13 protein-coding genes and 1 pseudogene are annotated in these 16,472 nt (G+C 63.9%); 12 read left to right on the top strand and 2 right to left on the bottom strand.

Annotated features, from left to right (window positions below):
* The first annotated feature begins 6 nt into the window (after positions 1-6).
* The 12 genes and pseudogenes from ACIPZ8_RS05505 to ACIPZ8_RS05560 all read left to right on the top strand — a co-directional run bounded on the left by ACIPZ8_RS05505 (position 7) and on the right by ACIPZ8_RS05560 (position 13,737).
* The gene (locus ACIPZ8_RS05505; protein ID WP_400720258.1) at positions 7-1,437 is read left to right on the top strand and encodes an N-acetylmuramoyl-L-alanine amidase; all 1,431 of its coding nucleotides are present in this window, start codon (positions 7-9) and stop codon (positions 1,435-1,437) included.
* Positions 1,434-3,323, top strand: a complete 1,890-nt coding sequence (gene mutL, locus ACIPZ8_RS05510; RefSeq protein ID WP_400720260.1) for a DNA mismatch repair endonuclease MutL — start codon at positions 1,434-1,436, stop codon at positions 3,321-3,323. The genes ACIPZ8_RS05505 and mutL overlap by 4 nt, the downstream gene beginning before the upstream one ends.
* A 1-nt stretch (position 3,324) precedes the next feature.
* Complete coding sequence (gene miaA, locus ACIPZ8_RS05515) at positions 3,325-4,296, top strand: tRNA (adenosine(37)-N6)-dimethylallyltransferase MiaA (protein ID WP_152958520.1); 972 nt, start codon at positions 3,325-3,327, stop codon at positions 4,294-4,296.
* Between the two features lie 95 nt (positions 4,297-4,391).
* Positions 4,392-4,652: an RNA chaperone Hfq gene (gene hfq / locus ACIPZ8_RS05520; RefSeq protein WP_060510654.1), complete on the top strand. Its 261-nt coding sequence runs from the start codon at positions 4,392-4,394 to the stop codon at positions 4,650-4,652.
* Positions 4,653-4,664: 12 nt separating this feature from the next.
* Complete coding sequence (hflX, locus tag ACIPZ8_RS05525) at positions 4,665-5,966, top strand: ribosome rescue GTPase HflX (protein WP_027920749.1); 1,302 nt, start codon at positions 4,665-4,667, stop codon at positions 5,964-5,966.
* A gap of 96 nt (positions 5,967-6,062) precedes the next feature.
* Positions 6,063-7,241: an FtsH protease activity modulator HflK gene (gene hflK, locus ACIPZ8_RS05530; protein ID WP_400720263.1), complete on the top strand. Its 1,179-nt coding sequence runs from the start codon at positions 6,063-6,065 to the stop codon at positions 7,239-7,241.
* A complete protein-coding gene (hflC, locus tag ACIPZ8_RS05535; protein ID WP_400720265.1) occupies positions 7,241-8,110 on the top strand; it encodes a protease modulator HflC in 870 nt (289 codons plus the stop codon). Before hflK ends, hflC begins: the two co-directional genes overlap by 1 nt.
* Positions 8,111-8,411: 301 nt before the next feature.
* Positions 8,412-9,599: an ATP phosphoribosyltransferase regulatory subunit gene (locus tag ACIPZ8_RS05540; RefSeq protein WP_400720266.1), complete on the top strand. Its 1,188-nt coding sequence runs from the start codon at positions 8,412-8,414 to the stop codon at positions 9,597-9,599.
* A 55-nt stretch (positions 9,600-9,654) separates the two neighbouring features.
* The gene (locus ACIPZ8_RS05545; protein WP_003249542.1) at positions 9,655-10,947 is read left to right on the top strand and encodes an adenylosuccinate synthase; all 1,293 of its coding nucleotides are present in this window, start codon (positions 9,655-9,657) and stop codon (positions 10,945-10,947) included.
* 1,004 nt (positions 10,948-11,951) lie between these two features.
* Positions 11,952-12,164: pseudogene (locus ACIPZ8_RS05550) on the top strand (methyl-accepting chemotaxis protein); the annotation flags it as partial.
* A gap of 201 nt (positions 12,165-12,365) precedes the next feature.
* Positions 12,366-13,070, top strand: a complete 705-nt coding sequence (locus ACIPZ8_RS05555; RefSeq protein WP_400720495.1) for a methyl-accepting chemotaxis protein — start codon at positions 12,366-12,368, stop codon at positions 13,068-13,070.
* A 184-nt stretch (positions 13,071-13,254) separates the two neighbouring features.
* A complete protein-coding gene (locus ACIPZ8_RS05560) occupies positions 13,255-13,737 on the top strand; it encodes a DUF2867 domain-containing protein (protein ID WP_400720268.1) in 483 nt (160 codons plus the stop codon).
* Between the two features lie 9 nt (positions 13,738-13,746).
* Here the strand turns inward: ACIPZ8_RS05560 and ACIPZ8_RS05565 are convergent, their stop codons facing one another.
* Positions 13,747-15,312, bottom strand: coding sequence for an ABC transporter permease (locus ACIPZ8_RS05565; protein ID WP_400720270.1), 1,566 nt, complete (start codon positions 15,310-15,312; stop codon positions 13,747-13,749).
* Positions 15,312-16,325: an extracellular solute-binding protein gene (locus ACIPZ8_RS05570; RefSeq protein ID WP_400720272.1), complete on the bottom strand. Its 1,014-nt coding sequence runs from the start codon at positions 16,323-16,325 to the stop codon at positions 15,312-15,314. Before ACIPZ8_RS05570 ends, ACIPZ8_RS05565 begins: the two co-directional genes overlap by 1 nt.
* Between the last annotated feature and the right edge of the window lie 147 nt (positions 16,326-16,472).

A 16,472-nucleotide genomic window follows, 5' to 3' on the forward strand; every position in this document is an offset into this window, starting at 1 on the left:
GTAGGTATGCGCATACGCGCACTGGTCGCTGTTGTTGGATTGCTGCTGACAGCGGTGACCGTTGACGCTCTGGCCGTCACTCAAGTCAAGAGCGTGCGCCTGTGGCGCGCGCCGGACAACACGCGGTTGGTCTTCGATCTGTCTGGCCCCGTGCAGCATAGCGTCTTCACCCTCAGTGCACCCGATCGCCTGGTGATCGACATCAATGGCGCGACCTTGGCCGCGCCGCTGAACGTGTCGACGGCGAATACGCCGATCAACAGCGTGCGCTCGGCCCAACGAACCCCCACCGACCTGCGTGTGGTGGTCGACCTGAAGAAGTCGGTCACGCCCAAGAGCTTCACCCTGGCACCCAATGCCCAGTATGGCAACCGCCTGGTGGTCGATCTGTATGACCAGGAGGCCGACGCCATTGCTGCCACGGCGCCGACCCCGCCGCCAACGCCGGTACAGGCCCCGGCAACCACGCCAGCCGTACCGGTGACCCCGGCTCAGCCTGCAATCAAGCTGCCGCCAGTGCCTAGTGGCAAGCGCGATATCGTGGTCGCCATCGATGCCGGTCATGGTGGTGAAGACCCGGGCGCATCCGGCTCGAGCGGCCAGCACGAGAAAGACATCGTGCTGCAGATCGCCAAGGAGTTGCAGCGCCAGATCAACACCGAGAAGGGCTATCGCGCCGAGCTGACCCGCACCGGTGACTACTTCATTCCGCTGCGCAAGCGCACCGAGATCGCCCGCAAGAAGGGGGCCGACCTGTTCATCTCGATCCACGCCGACGCCGCACCGTCGCGCGCCGCCTTTGGTGCCTCGGTGTTCGCCTTGTCCGACCGTGGCGCAACGTCCGAGACCGCGCGCTGGCTGGCCGACACGGAAAACCGTTCCGACCTGATCGGTGGCGCCGGCAACGTCAGCCTCGACGACAAGGACCGCATGCTCGCGGGCGTTCTGCTCGACCTGTCGATGACCGCCACGCTGAGTTCCAGCCTGAACGTCGGGCAGAAAGTGCTCGGCAACATGGGGCGCGTCACTTCGCTGCACAAGCAGCGGGTGGAACAAGCAGGTTTCATGGTGCTGAAATCGCCGGATATCCCATCGATCCTCGTTGAAACCGGGTTCATCTCGAACAACAACGAAGCGGCCAAGCTGGCCACCGCCAGCCATCAGCAGGCGTTGGCGCGTTCGATTCATACCGGCGTGCGCCAGTACTTCCAGCAGAACCCGCCGCCTGGCACCTACATTGCCTGGCTGCGTGACACCGGCAAGATTGCCCAGGGTCCGCGTGAGCACACCGTGCGCCCGGGCGAAACCCTGGCAATGCTTGCCGTGCGCTATCAGGTCAGTGTGACCAGCCTGCGCAGCACCAACAGCCTCAAGACCGATGAGCTGAAGGTCGGCCAGCACCTCGATATCCCCGCTACCACACTGGCTTCGCAATGAGTGGTGGTTCGCGCATCCAGCTGCTCAGCCCGCGGCTGGCCAACCAGATTGCTGCGGGTGAGGTGGTCGAGCGCCCGGCTTCGGTGGCCAAGGAACTGTTGGAAAACAGCCTGGACTCCGGTGCCCGGCGCATCGACGTGGAAGTCGAGCAGGGTGGTGTGAAGCTGTTGCGGGTACGTGATGATGGCAGCGGCATTTCCGCCGACGACCTGCCGCTGGCCCTGGCCCGTCATGCCACCAGCAAGATTCGCGAGCTGGAAGACCTTGAAGGCGTACTGAGCCTGGGCTTCCGGGGTGAGGCGCTGGCATCGATCAGCTCGGTGGCGCGCCTGACCCTGACTTCGCGTACTGCCAGTGCTGGTGAGGCCTGGCAGGTAGAGACCGAAGGCCGTGACATGACCCCGCGCGTACAGCCCGCCGCGCATCCGGTCGGCACCTCGGTGGAAGTACGCGACCTGTTCTTCAATACCCCGGCCCGACGCAAGTTCCTCAAGGCCGAAAAGACCGAATTCGATCACCTGCAGGAAGTCATTCGCCGCCTGGCCCTGGCCCGCTTCGATGTCGGCTTCCACCTGCGCCACAACGGCAAGAGTATCCTCAGCCTGCATGAGGCGCATGACGAAACTGCCCGTGCGCGGCGGGTCGGTGCCATTTGCGGCCCTGGTTTCATGGAGCAGGCGCTGCCAATCGACGTCGAGCGCAATGGCCTGCGGCTGTGGGGATGGGTCGGCCTGCCGACCTTCTCGCGCAGTCAGGCCGATTTGCAGTATTTCTTCGTCAACGGCCGTGCGGTGCGCGACAAGCTGGTCGCCCATGCCGTGCGCCAGGCCTATCGCGACGTGCTGTTCAACGGCCGGCACCCGACCTTCGTGCTGTTCCTTGAGCTCGAGCCGAATGGCGTCGACGTCAACGTGCACCCGACCAAGCACGAAGTGCGCTTCCGCGAAGGCCGCTCGGTGCATGACTTCCTCTATGGCACCTTGCACCGTGCCTTGGCTGATGTGCGCCCGGAAGACCAGCTGGCAGCGCCTGCCGCTGTGCCTGAAGTGGTTCGCCCGACAGGCCAGCAGGTCGGTGAGTTCGGCCCCCAGGGCGAGATGCGCCTGGCTTCGCCGGTGCTCGAACAGCCACAGCATTCCATTTCCAATGGCGGCAGTGGCGCCGGCTACCAGTACCAGTACACCCCGCGCCCGTCGCAGCCGTTGCCGGCTGCCGAGTCCCAGGCGGTCTACCGCGAGTTCTACAAGCCGCTGAGCGAGGGCGCGCCCGCCCCTACGGCACTGCCGGAAAGCCAGGGTGACATCCCGCCGCTGGGCTATGCCCTGGCGCAGCTTAAAGGCATCTACATCCTCGCCGAGAACGCCGTGGGTCTGGTGCTGGTGGACATGCACGCGGCCCACGAGCGCATCATGTACGAGCGGCTCAAGGTAGCCATGGCCAGCGAAGGCCTCAGCGGCCAACCGCTGCTGGTGCCGGAAACCCTGGCGCTGAGCCAGCGCGAGGCCGATTGCGCCGAGGAGCACAGCCAGTGGTTCCAGCGCCTGGGCTTCGAGCTGCAGCGCCTGGGCCCCGAAACGCTGGCGATTCGCCAGATCCCGGCGCTGCTCAAGCAGGCCGAGGCCAATCGCCTGGTCCAGGACGTGCTCGCCGACCTGATGGAGTACGGCACCAGCGACCGCATCCAGGCGCACCTCAACGAACTGCTCGGCACCATGGCCTGCCACGGCGCCGTGCGCGCCAACCGGCGCCTGGCCATCCCCGAGATGAACGCCCTGCTGCGCGACATGGAAAACACCGAGCGCAGCGGCCAGTGCAACCACGGCCGTCCGACCTGGACCCAGATGGGCCTGGACGACCTGGACAAACTATTCCTGCGCGGTCGATGACATGAGTGGCAAACCCCCTGCAATATTCCTCATGGGCCCGACGGCGGCCGGCAAGACCGACCTCGCCATCGAGTTGACCAAGGTCCTGCCTTGTGAGCTGATCAGCGTCGACTCGGCGCTGGTCTACCGTGGCCTGGACATTGGTTCAGCCAAGCCTTCCAAAGAGATACTGGCGGCCTACCCGCACCGGCTGATCGACATCCGTGACCCCGCCGAAAGCTACTCTGCTGCGCAATTTCGCGCTGACGCCCTGGAAGCGATGGCCGATATCACCGCGCGTGGCAAGATTCCGCTGCTGGTCGGTGGCACCATGCTTTATTACAAGGCGCTGATAGAAGGCCTGGCAGACATGCCGGCTGCCGATGCCGCCGTACGCGCAGAGCTCGAGGCACAGGCCGAGGCGCTGGGCCTGGCCGAGTTGCACCGGCAACTGGCAGAAGTCGACCCGGAGTCGGCGGCGCGCATTCACCCCAACGACCCGCAGCGGCTGATCCGGGCGCTGGAAGTTTACCGGGTGAGCGGCGAGAGCATGACGGCTCATCGTCAGCGTCAATTCGCGGAAAGTAGCGGCGCAGACGCAGGCGCTGGCGGACATTTGCCCTATACTGTCGCGAGTTTGGCGATTGCGCCTGCGGATCGTCACATTTTGCATAAGCGAATTGCGTTACGATTTTCGCAGATGCTGGAACAGGGCTTCGTCGACGAGGTCCGATCGCTGCGCGCCAGAAGTGACTTGCACGCCGGACTGCCGTCTATACGGGCAGTGGGCTATCGACAGGTCTGGGACTACCTCGACGGCAAGCTGACTGAGAATGAGATGCGCGAACGCGGTATCATTGCCACTCGACAGCTGGCCAAGCGGCAGTTCACCTGGTTGCGTGGCTGGCCTGATGTGCATTGGCTCGATAGCCTGGCCTGCGACAATCTGTCCCGCACCTTGAAATACCTTGGGGCCGTCTCCATATTGAGCTGAGTCCCTGCTGATAGCCGTCTATTCTTGCGAAGGGGCGGCCTGACTTATCAATTTTTCTGATTTTCTATTTATTTATCCTTACAGGAGTGCGGCATATGTCAAAAGGGCATTCGCTACAAGACCCTTACTTGAATCAACTGAGAAAGGAAAAGGTCCCGGTATCGATCTATCTGGTCAACGGGATCAAGCTGCAGGGCTCGATCGAATCCTTCGACCAGTTCGTGGTACTGCTGAAGAACACCGTCAGCCAGATGGTCTACAAGCACGCCATTTCGACCGTCGTTCCGGCCCGTCCGGTCCGCCTGCCAAGCCCGACCGACGGCGAGCACGGCGACAGCGAGCCAGGCAACGCCTGATAGGAGCCTGCATTGTTCTTTGAGCGCCACGGTGGTGGTGAGCGGGCGCTGCTCGTTCACTTGGAAGGTCAGAACCCTGAGGCGCGCGAAGACCCGCAGGAGTTTCAGGAACTGGCACTGTCGGCCGGAGCCGACATCGTCTCGTTGGCCACGGTAGCCAGGCATCAGCCTACGGCCAAATACCTGATTGGCAGCGGCAAGGTCGAGGAATTGCGCGACCTGGTCAAAGCCGAACAGGTAGACCTGGTGATTTTCAATCACACCCTCACGCCCAGTCAGGAACGCAACCTCGAGCGCGTCTTCGAGTGTCGCGTGCTCGACCGTACCGGGCTGATCCTCGATATCTTCGCCCAGCGGGCGCGAACCCATGAAGGCAAGCTGCAGGTCGAACTGGCCCAGCTCGACCACATGAGCACGCGGCTGGTGCGCGGCTGGACCCACCTTGAGCGGCAGAAGGGTGGTATCGGCCTGCGTGGCCCGGGTGAAACCCAGCTGGAAACCGACCGCCGTCTGCTGCGGGTACGCATCCGCCAGATCAAGGGGCGCCTGGAGAAGGTGCGCAGCCAGCGTGAGCAGGCCCGTCGTGGCCGCAAGCGCGCAGATATCCCTTCGGTGTCGCTGGTCGGCTATACCAACGCCGGCAAGTCCACGCTGTTCAATGCCTTGACCGAATCCGAGGTGTACGCGGCCGACCAGCTGTTCGCCACACTCGACCCGACCTTGCGCCGGCTCGAACTGGCCGACCTGGGCCCGATCGTGCTGGCCGACACCGTGGGCTTCATTCGCCACCTGCCGCACAAGCTGGTCGAGGCATTTCGGGCTACGCTCGAAGAATCGAGCAACTCGGACCTGCTGCTGCATGTGATCGACGCCCATGAGCCAGAGCGCATGGAGCAGATCGAGCAAGTGCTGGCCGTATTGGGCGAGATCGGTGCCGAAGGCTTGCCGATCCTCGAGGTCTATAACAAACTCGACCTGCTCGAAGATGTCGAGCCGCAGATTCAGCGCGATGCCGATGGCAAGCCGCAGCGGGTCTGGGTGTCGGCACGAGATGGACGTGGCCTGGAGCTGGTCGGCCAGGCGATTGCCGAGTTGCTGGGGGATGATCTGTTTGTCGGTACCCTGTGCCTGGAGCAGCGTTTTGCCCGCTTGCGCGCGCAATTCTTTGCCTTGGGGGCCGTGCAGAGTGAAGAGCATGACGAAGAAGGGCGCAGCCTGCTGAGTGTTCGCCTGCCCAGGGTCGAGTTGAATCGCCTGGTCAGTCGTGAAGGCATGGAGCCGCAAGTGTTTGTCGAGCAACACACTTTGCAATAAATGCCCGGTGAGGTCGCCGGGCAGCAGTGGCAGGCATTCTGTAGCATTGGACGGCGCGCCGTGGGCGCGTCTTTGCTTTATCAGATGGAGAGCGCTATGGCTTGGAACGAGCCGGGTGGCAACTCGAACAATCAGGATCCCTGGGGCGGCCGTCGCGGTGGCGGCGGTGGTGGCGACAAGAAGGGTCCGCCGGATCTGGACGAGGCCTTCCGCAAGCTGCAGGACAGCCTGAACGGCATGTTCGGCAGTGGCAAGAAACGTGGCGGCGGTGACCGCAATGTCGGCAAGGGCGGTGGCTTGGGCCTGCTGGGCATCGGCCTGGCGGTGCTTGCCGCAATCTGGCTGTACAGCGCCGTGTACGTGGTCGACGAGCAGGAGCAGGCCGTGGTGCTGCGCTTCGGCAAGTACTATGAGACGGTCGGTCCCGGCCTGAACATCTACTTCCCGCCAATCGATCGCAAGTACATGGAAAACGTCACGCGCGAGCGTGCCTACACCAAGCAGGGGCAGATGCTCACCGAAGACGAGAACATCGTCGAGGTGCCGCTGACCGTCCAGTACAAGATCAGCAACCTGCAGGACTTCGTGCTCAACGTCGACCAGCCTGAGGTCAGCTTGCAGCATGCGACCGACAGTGCCTTGCGCCACGTGGTGGGTTCCACCTCGATGGACCAGGTGCTGACCGAGGGTCGCGAGCAGATGGCCGTGGATATCCGCGAGCGCCTGCAGCGCTTCCTCGACAACTACCGCACCGGTATCACCGTCACCCAGGTCAACGTACAGAGCGCGGCAGCCCCGCGTGAAGTGCAGGAAGCCTTCGACGACGTGATCCGCGCCCGCGAAGACGAGCAGCGTGCCCGCAACCAGGCCGAGTCCTACGCCAATGGCGTGGTGCCGGAAGCCCGTGGTCAGGCCCAGCGCATCATCGAGGACGCCAACGGTTACCGCGACGAAGTCATCGCCCGTGCCAAGGGTGAGGCCGATCGCTTCACCAAGCTGGTCGGCGAGTACCGCAAGGCCCCTGAGGTGACCCGTCAGCGCCTGTACCTGGAGACCATGCAAGAGGTCTACAGCAACACCAGCAAGGTCCTGGTCACGGCCAAGGACGGGCAGAACAACCTGCTCTACCTGCCACTGGACAAAATGGTCGAAGGCAGCCGCAACGCTGCCGCGCCAAGCACCAGCGTCAGCCCGTCGGTCAACGATGCGGCCACGCGTGCCGCGCAGGATCTGCAACAGCAACAGCAGCCACTGCGCACTAGGGAGAGCCGCTGATGAGCAACCGATCGCTGATCGCCCTGATCGCCGCCGTGGTTCTGGCCATTGTGGCCTGGAACAGTTTCTACATCGTGTCCCAGACCGAGCGTGCGGTACTGCTGCGCTTCGGTAAGGTGGTCCAGGCGGATGTCCAGCCGGGCCTGCATGTGAAGATTCCGTACGTGAACCAGGTACGCAAGTTCGACGCACGCCTGATGACCCTCGACGCCCCGACCCAGCGGTTCCTGACCCTGGAGAAGAAGGCGGTGATGGTCGACGCCTACGCCAAGTGGCGCGTCAAGGATGCCGAGCGCTTCTACACCGCCACTTCCGGCATGAAGCAGATCGCCGACGAGCGTCTGTCGCGTCGCCTGGAAAGCGGCCTGCGTGACCAGTTCGGTAAACGCACCCTGCACGAGGTGGTTTCCGGTGAACGTGACGCGCTGATGGCTGACATCACCGCCTCGCTGAACCGCATGGCCAGCAAGGAGCTGGGTATCGAGGTCATCGACGTGCGCGTCAAGGCCATCGACCTGCCGAAGGAAGTCAACCGCAGCGTGTTCGACCGCATGAGCACCGAGCGTGAGCGTGAAGCCCGCGAGCACCGCGCCAAAGGTAACGAGTTGGCCGAAGGTATTCGCGCCGATGCCGACCGTCAGCGCCGTGTACTGCTGGCCGAAGCCTACCGCGAAGCGGAAGAAACCCGCGGTGACGGCGACGCCCAGGCGGCCGCCATCTACGCCAAGGCCTACACCCAGGACGCCGATTTCTATGCGTTCTATCGTAGCCTGCAGGCGTACCGCGACAGCTTCTCGAGCAAGAGCGACGTGCTGGTCCTGGACGCGAAGAACGAGTTCTTCCGCTTCCTGGATAAGAGCAAGCCGTGATGCTCAGGCCCTGATTTTCATGCAGCGGCACCCCGCCTGGCAGCTAAAACACCAGGCGGGGTGCATCCTGAATGAAAAGGGGTGTATGATGAGGCAGCCGGGAAATTTCCCGGCTTTTTTGCGTCTGCAAGGTTGATTGGCAAAGCGCCAGTTGACGGTTTGGTCAGCTCGCAAGGCAATTCGAGGGTATCGGGTACGGTGGCTGCGCTGGGATCAGTGCTGCCCGCTGCTGTGCGCGATACCGGCTTTACTGACGGCTCGCCAGCTGGCAAGCCGCCCGGACCAGAGGGGAAATGGCGTAATGGCAACGGTAGACCGCTGGCTGCTGCCAGATGGCATCGAGGAAGTACTGCCACCTGAGGCTGCGCGCATCGAGATCGCGCGCCGCCAGGTGTTGGACCTGTTCCAGAGTTGGGGCTACGAGCTGGTCGTCACCCCGCATATCGAGTACCTGGAGTCGCTGCTCACCGGCGCCGGCCAGGACCTGGATCAGCGCACCTTCAAGGTGGTCGACCCGCAGTCGGGCCGCCTGATGGGCTTCCGCGCCGACTTCACCCCGCAGGTGGCGCGCATCGACGCCCACACCCTGCGCCGTGAAGGCCCGAGCCGCCTGTGCTATGCCGGCAGCGTGCTGCACGCCCAGCCGCGCGCGCTGTCCACCTCGCGCAGCCCGATTCAGCTGGGTGCCGAGCTGTACGGCGACGCCAGCCCGACCAGCGATGTCGAAGTCATCAGTCTGATGCTCGCCACGCTGCAGCTGACCGACGTTGCCGATGTGCACATGGACCTCGGCCACGTCGGTATCTACCGCGGCCTGGCCCGTGCCGCTGGCCTGTCGGGCGCGGTCGAACAGCAGCTGTTCGACGCCCTGCAGCGCAAATCGGTCGATGAAGTACAGGCACTGACCGCCGACCTGCCGAAGGACCTGGGCAACATGCTACGCGCCCTGGTCGAACTGTGCGGTGGCCGTGAAGTGCTGGCCGAGGCCCGCGTGCGCCTGGGTCGTGCCCCGGCCAGCGTACTGGCGGCGCTCGACGACCTGCTGGCGATCGCTGATCGCCTGGCGTCGCGCTACCCGGACCTGCCGCTGTACTTCGACCTCGGCGAGCTGCGCGGCTACCACTACCACACCGGCGTGGTGTTCGCCGTGTTCGTCCCGGGCGAGGGTCAATCGATCGCCCAGGGCGGCCGCTATGACGACATCGGCGCCGACTTTGGCCGGGCACGCCCGGCCACCGGTTTCTCCACGGATTTGAAGACCCTGGTCACACTGGGGCGAGCGGAGGTCGTATTGCCAACTGGCGGCATCTGGATGCCGGACAGTGGCGACGCGGCCCTCTGGCAGCAGGTCTGCCAGTTGCGCAACGAGGGCCAGCGTGTGGTCCAGGCTCTGCCTGGTCAGCCGTTGAGTGCTGCTCTCGAGGCGGATTGTGATCGGCAATTGATTCAGCAAGACGGGCACTGGCAGGTTCTGCCGCTGGCCCAGTGAGTTTCTGCGTCGGCAAAGGCCGGCAACCAAGTTTGCGTGAATGAGGACCAATGTAATGGGTAAGAATGTCGTCGTCCTGGGCACCCAGTGGGGTGATGAGGGCAAAGGCAAGATCGTCGATCTGCTGACCGAACATGCTGCCGCCGTAGTGCGCTACCAAGGTGGCCACAACGCGGGCCACACCCTGGTGATCAACGGTGAGAAAACCGTTCTGCACCTGATTCCCTCGGGCATCCTGCGTGAAGGCGTACAGTGCCTGATCGGCAACGGCGTGGTCGTTGCGCCGGACGCCCTGATGCGTGAAATCACCAAGCTGGAAGAGAAGGGCGTACCGGTGCGCGAGCGCCTGCGCATCTCCCCGGCTGCGCCGCTGATCCTGTCGTACCACGTGGCCCTGGACCAGGCCCGTGAGAAAGCCCGTGGCGAAGCCAAGATCGGCACCACCGGCCGTGGCATCGGCCCAGCCTACGAAGACAAGGTCGCACGCCGCGGCCTGCGCGTTGGCGACCTGTTCCACCGCGAACGTTTCGCTGCCAAGCTGGGTGAGCTGCTGGACTACCACAACTTCCAGCTGGTGAACTACTACAAGGAGCCGGCCATCGACTTCCAGCAGACCCTGGACGAGTGCATGGCCTACGCCGAACAGCTCAAGCCGATGATGCTCGACGTCACCGCCGAGCTGCACAACCTGCGTCGCGCTGGCAAGGACATCATGTTCGAAGGTGCCCAGGGCTCGCTGCTGGACATCGATCACGGTACCTACCCGTACGTCACCAGCTCCAACACCACCGCTGGCGGCATCTCCACCGGTTCCGGCGTTGGCCCGATGTACCTGGACTACATCCTGGGTATCACCAAGGCCTACACCACTCGCGTCGGTTCCGGTCCGTTCCCGACCGAACTGTTCGACGAGACCGGTGCCACCCTGGCCAAGCGTGGCCACGAGTTCGGTTCGACCACCGGCCGTGCCCGTCGTTGCGGCTGGTTCGATGCCGTCATCCTGCGTCGCGCCATCGACGTCAACAGCATCTCGGGCATCTGCCTGACCAAGCTGGACGTACTGGACGGTCTGGAAACCATCAACATCTGCGTTGGCTACAAGAACGAGAACGGTGCCGTCATCGACGCGCCTTCCGATGCCGACAGCTACATCGGCCTGGAGCCGGTGTACGAAGAGATGCCAGGCTGGAGCGAATCGACCCTGGGCGTGAAAACCCTGGAAGAGCTGCCGCAAGCAGCGCGTGACTACATCAAGCGCATCGAAGAGCTGGTAGGCGCGCCGATCGACATCATTTCGACCGGCCCGGACCGCAACGAGACCATCGTCCTGCGTCATCCGTTCGCCTGATCTGCCCTCCAGGCTGATCTGACGCCGCGGTCCTGCAAAGGATCGCGGCGTTTTCATTTGTGGTGCAGGGCTGGCGACATTGCTAGACCTTGGCGCTTATCCCTGCTGTGTACGGCACAACCCTTGCTGTAAGAAGTTTCTGTAGATGCCATCAAAATAGTGGCGCCAGAAAACACGAGGGTTACACCGTGTCTGCCATCCTTTCACTGTTACGAAGCCGCCTCTTGCGGCCTGTGTTTGTTGCCCTTGGTATCGCCCTTTTGGTGCAGGTATTGGTTGCCGTCGCGCTGACCCGCAGCACCGTGACGGCCCTGGAGGCCGACCTGGGCGAGCGTCTGGGCAAGGACAGCCGTCAGCTTGCTGGTGAGCTGGAGCAGGCTGGGCAGGACGTGCGTGGGGGGCTCGAGAGCCTTTCCAGCAGCACACGTCAGCGTCTTAGCGCGGGCCTTTCCACGCGACTGCAGGACGAACAGCAGCAGCTGCGCGCCACCCTTGAGAAAAATCTCAAGGACTCGGCCAACGACATGGCCGAGCTGCTGGCCTCGGTCGCCCCGCGGGCGATCTGGGATAACGATGTGCCGATGCTCTCCGACTTCGCCCGCCGCGCCCAGCGCAACCCCAACGTGCTGTTCGTGATCTATGACGATGCCCAGGGCCAGCACCTGACCCGCTACTTGAACCGGCAGAATCCGATCAACCAGGCTTTGATCGAGAAGGGTCAGGGCGAGCGGGCGCTGGACAAAGTGCTCGACGCCGCGCGTCGCGATCCTTCGGTGTATTTCGTCGAAGCGCCGATCAACCCCAATGGTGCCGAGATCGGCAAAGTCCTGATGGGTGTTTCCACGGCCGGCGTTGATCAGGAACTCAAGGCCCTCGATAAGCGCTTCAATGCCCTTATCGCCAGCGGCGAGCAACTGGTCGGCGATAGCCTGGGCGCTGCGGCCGCCGACAGTGGCAAGGCCCTGCGCGAGCGCCTGGAAACCGCGCAGGCCAGCGCCACGGCGATGCAGGCCAATACTGCGCAGACGGTGCGCGATGCAGCCGCCGAGCTGCGTTGGCGGATTGGCCTGGGCCTGGTGGTGGTTGGTCTGGGTGTGCTGCTGGTGGTGGCCGTGGTGTTAGGCCGCCGGGTGCTCAGCAAGCTGCGCCTGCTGATCGCCGCGCTCAATGATCTGGCCGCTGGCGAAGGCGACTTGACCAAGCGCGTGACCCTCGACAGTCGCGACGAGATCGGCGACATGGCGTCGGCGGTCAATCGCTTTGTCGACAAACTGCAACCCATCGTCCGCGAGGCCGGCGAGGTGGCCCAGCGTACCGGCGTCGAGATCGGCACCATGGCCAAGCGCAACGCCGGTGCCGATGCCGCGGCGGCGTTACAGCGTGACGAAGTGGCCGCCAGCCTGCGCGACCTGTCGAGCATGGCTGACGAGGCCCAGGCCGAAAGCCATGCCATGCAGGCGGCGTTGCAGCAGGTAGTGGACATTCGCCAGGCAACCGACGAGAACAGCCGTTCCTCGACGCAGCTGGCGAGCCTGATCGAGAACCTGGCCGGCCAGGTCGAGACGGGCTCGCAGGTGATCGAGCGATTGGCCAAGCAGAGCGAACAGATTGAAGTGGTGCTGACCGTCATCCATGGCATTGCCGAGCAGACCAACCTGCTGGCTCTTAATGCTGCAATCGAAGCTGCGCGCGCTGGTGAGACGGGTCGCGGGTTTGCCGTAGTGGCCGATGAGGTACGCGCGCTGGCGAGCAAGACCCAAAGCTCCACCGGCGACATCCAGGCGCACATTGCCGCCCTGCAGAAAGGTGCCAAGGAAGCTGTGGCGACCATCAGCCAGGCCGGGCTCAAGGCCAGCGAAGGGCTGTTGGTGTTGCGTGATAACGAGCGTCGCCAGCAGTCGGTGCAGGCCGCCGTGGAGCAGGTGCACGCGGCCATCGGCCTGGCGACTCGCGCTGCCGAGCAGCAGGCCCACGGTGCACAGGCAGTGCGCGGGCGAGTGGAGAACATCCATGCCCAGGCCGAGCGCTCGGCCGAGGTGGTGATGCAGACCACCGCCAGCAGCAAGGTGCTGGATGACCTGGCTGCGCAGTTGCGCGCCAGCCTGGGCCAGTTCAGGGCTTGAGAGTTGCGCGGTCTCTTGTAGGAGCGGCCTTGTGTCGCGAAAGGGCCGCAAAGCGGCCCCGGCAATCTCAGCGTTAAAGCCGAGATCCTGGGGCTGCTGCGCACCCCTTTCGCGACACAAGGCCGCTCCTACACCTGAACGGTGTTGATATGCTGTGGTCGACACATGACAAAGGGAGTTGTTCATGTCAGCTCGACTGGTCGCTACCCAGGCAGAACTAGATTTCCTTCATTGCGATAGTATTGCCCTCGCCGGGCCGATGACGCCCATCCAGGCATACTGCGCCATGACCTCGGACGTCCCCGGCTGGCTGGCCAAGGCTTTCCGCATTCGCGACTTCATCTCTCGTCGTTTCAATGTCGCCGATATCCACGGCTTCTCTCCCCGCGATCCAGCGCATGTGCCAGCCGTCGGCGAGTATCTGGACTTCTTCACCGTCGAGGCCATCAGCGATCAGCAACTGGTGCTGACCTCGCGCGATAGGCACCTGGCGGTGATGGTCTGCATGGATGTCGACGGGCATTGCTTGAGCGTGACCACTTCGGTGCGGTGCTTCAACACCTTTGGCCGACTGTACATGCTGCCGGTAGGGCTGGCCCATGGGCCTATCGTGAAGCGCATGCTGCGCAATATCCAAAGCAGTGGCCCAGGCCGCCAGGCGGCCTGAGCCTTGGTTTCATGCCTTGTTCAGGTACATGCGCGTAGTCAGTAGATAAACCGGCAGTCCCGACACCACAATCAACAGCGCCGCATAAGGCGCCGCCGCCGCAAACTCGACGTTGGCCGTATGCGCCCAGACCTCGGTGGCCAGGGTGGTCATGCCAGTCGGGCTGAGTAGCAGGGTAGCGGTCAGCTCCTTCATGGCATCGAGGAACACCAGAGCGAAAGCCGCCGCCATCGCTGGGAAGATGATCGGCAAGGTTACCCGGCAAAACGCGGCGAAGCTGCTCGCACCCAACGTGCGTGCGGCTTCCTCTAGCGTTGGCGATGCCTTGTTCAGTGCTGTACGCACCGGTGACTGCGCCAGGGGCAGAAACAGCAGCGCATAGGCCAGCAGCAACAGTGCGGTGGTCTGGTACAGCGCCGGCACATAGTGCAGCGAGAACACCACCAGAGTCAGCGCGATCACCAGGCCGGGCAGGGCGTGCAGCAGGTACGGCAGGCGTTCGGCCCAGATTGCCAGGCGGCCTTTGTAGCGCACCACCAGGAAGCTGACCGGCAGCGCCAGCAGCACGCAGAAGCCTGCGCCACCCAGCGACACCGACAGTGAAGTCAGCAGGGCTTTACTGATCGCCGCCACCGGGAAGGCCGCCGACGAACCCACGCTCAGCCAGTACCCCAGCATGGCCAGCGGAATGCCGCTGCCGAGTATCGCCAGGCCCAGGCAGAACAACTGCGCCAACGGCATCCAGCCACGCAGTCGCACCGGCTGTCCGCGACGTGCCACGCCCTGGCCGATTCGCACGTGACGGGCCTTGCCGCGCACGCGCAGTTCCAGCCAGAGCATCAGCAGGCACAGCGCCAGCAGCACAGCGGAAAGCATCGCCGCATTGGCGTTGCTGAACTCCAGTTCGAATTGCTGGTAGATCGCCGTGGTGAAGGTCTGCAGGCCAAGGATCGACAGCGCGCCGAACTCGACCAGCATGTGCAGGGCGATCAGTAGTGCGCCGCCCAGCATCGACGGCCACAGCAGCGGCAGGGTGATTTTGCGGAACACGCCCCAGCGGCTGTAACCCAGGGTGCGCGCCGACTCTTCAAGCGACGTGTCGAGGTTGCGCAGGGTCGCCGCCACCGGCAGGAACACCAGTGGGTATTTGGACAGTGCCATGACCAGGATCGCCCCGCCGAGGCCTTCGAAGTCCGAGCTCAGTGACACCCAGGTAAAGCTGCTGACGAATGACGGCACGGCGAATGGCAGGCACAGCACCACGCCCCATAGCCGGCGGCCGGGCAGGTTGCTGCGCTCGAGCAGCCAGGCCAGGGCCAGGCCGACTACCATGCACGCCAGCGTCACCCCGGCCATCAGCATCAGGGTGTTGCGCATCAGCCCCCAGACGAACGGGCGCCAGAGCAGGTGCAGGGCTTCGCGCCAGCCAGCCTCCCAGGCTTTCATGGCGACGTACAGCAACGGCAGCAAGCTCATCGCCACCAGGAACAGCACAGGTAGCAGCACCCAGATCGAGGGGCGCTTGCGGCGCGGTACGAAACGTACCGGCGCCGGCTCGGACAGGGCGGCGGTCATCAGAGCAGGCCGACCTCGCGTTCAAGCTCGATGGCTTCCTCGGCATTGCCCAGGTCGGCTGGCGAGATCTTCGGCGGGCGCAGCTCCTCGAACGGTTTCAGGCCACGGTCGGAGACCATGCCCTTGTGCAGCGGGTACTCGGCGGTGGTCTGGGTGATCACCCGCTGGCCTTCTTCGCTGGCCATCCAGTTGAGCAGGGCCTGGGCCTCCTTCGGGTGCTTGCTGGCCTTCACCGCAGCAGCGCCGGAGATGGTCACCAGGTTGCCGGCGTCGCCGTCGGCCAGGTAGTACAGCTTGGAATCGAGCTTGCCGCGCTCGCGCTCCAGGGCATACCAGTAGTAGTTGTTGACCAGTACGGCGGCGACTTCGCCTTTTTCCACGGCCTTGAGGGCGACCATGTTGTTGGTGTAGGTCTTGCCGAAGGCTTTCAGGCCGGTCAGCCATTCTTCGGTGGCTTCACGCCCGTGCATCTTCAGGATGGCCACGGCCTGCTCCTGGAAGGCGCCGCTGGTGGGCACGTAGCCGACGCGGCCTTCCCACTCAGGGCCGGCAAAGTCCATCACGGTGGTCGGCAGGTCTTTCTCATCGACCTTCTTCGGGTTGTACACCACCACGCGTGTACGGGCGGTCACGCCCATCCAGGTGCCGTTGGCGCCCACGTATTCCTTGGGCAGCATGTTCAGCGTGGCGTCATCGATCTTCGCCAGCAGGCCCAGCTCGCCCAGGTTGTTCAGCGGCGGGGACTCTTCGGTATAGATGATGTCGGCCGGCGAGCGGTCGCCTTCCTCGATGATCTGGCTGGCCAGCTGGTTGCTGCTGCCCTTGCGGATATTGATGTGGATACCGGTCTTGGCCTCGTAGGCCTTGGCGATGGCTTCGCCGATTTCCTTGTGCTGGCCGTTGTACATGGTCAGCGTGACCGGTTCGTCTGCCAGGGCGGCCGGGGCGCCGATCACCAGACTCAGAACTGCGGCAGCCAGGGTGCGCATCAGCGGTTGCGGGCGGATCGTCATGCGGGTACTTCCTCGCTTACGGCTACATATTCGGAAACAATGGTAAACGAAATCGTTTCTCAAGTGGCCGGGTGACGAGAAATTCATCGGCAGACTAACGTGTAATGCCGGGGCTGCGAGGGGGAGGGGAATGGAAAAATCGCAGGC

Source organism: Pseudomonas sp. NPDC089422 (assembly GCF_044749405.1).
Lineage (GTDB): Bacteria > Pseudomonadota > Gammaproteobacteria > Pseudomonadales > Pseudomonadaceae > Aquipseudomonas.

Coding starts and splice junctions, on each gene's coding strand:
- mutL (WP_400720260.1), top strand. CDS start 1,434: ATGAGTGGTGGTTCGCGCATCCAGCTGCTCAGCCCGCGGCTGGCCAAC.
- ACIPZ8_RS05505 (WP_400720258.1), top strand. CDS start 7: ATGCGCATACGCGCACTGGTCGCTGTTGTTGGATTGCTGCTGACAGCG.
- ACIPZ8_RS05565 (WP_400720270.1), bottom strand. CDS start 15,312: ATGACCGCCGCCCTGTCCGAGCCGGCGCCGGTACGTTTCGTACCGCGC.
- ACIPZ8_RS05570 (WP_400720272.1), bottom strand. CDS start 16,325: ATGACGATCCGCCCGCAACCGCTGATGCGCACCCTGGCTGCCGCAGTT.
- hflK (WP_400720263.1), top strand. CDS start 6,063: ATGGCTTGGAACGAGCCGGGTGGCAACTCGAACAATCAGGATCCCTGG.
- ACIPZ8_RS05545 (WP_003249542.1), top strand. CDS start 9,655: ATGGGTAAGAATGTCGTCGTCCTGGGCACCCAGTGGGGTGATGAGGGC.
- hfq (WP_060510654.1), top strand. CDS start 4,392: ATGTCAAAAGGGCATTCGCTACAAGACCCTTACTTGAATCAACTGAGA.
- miaA (WP_152958520.1), top strand. CDS start 3,325: ATGAGTGGCAAACCCCCTGCAATATTCCTCATGGGCCCGACGGCGGCC.
- hflC (WP_400720265.1), top strand. CDS start 7,241: ATGAGCAACCGATCGCTGATCGCCCTGATCGCCGCCGTGGTTCTGGCC.
- ACIPZ8_RS05560 (WP_400720268.1), top strand. CDS start 13,255: ATGTCAGCTCGACTGGTCGCTACCCAGGCAGAACTAGATTTCCTTCAT.
- ACIPZ8_RS05555 (WP_400720495.1), top strand. CDS start 12,366: ATGGCTGACGAGGCCCAGGCCGAAAGCCATGCCATGCAGGCGGCGTTG.
- ACIPZ8_RS05540 (WP_400720266.1), top strand. CDS start 8,412: ATGGCAACGGTAGACCGCTGGCTGCTGCCAGATGGCATCGAGGAAGTA.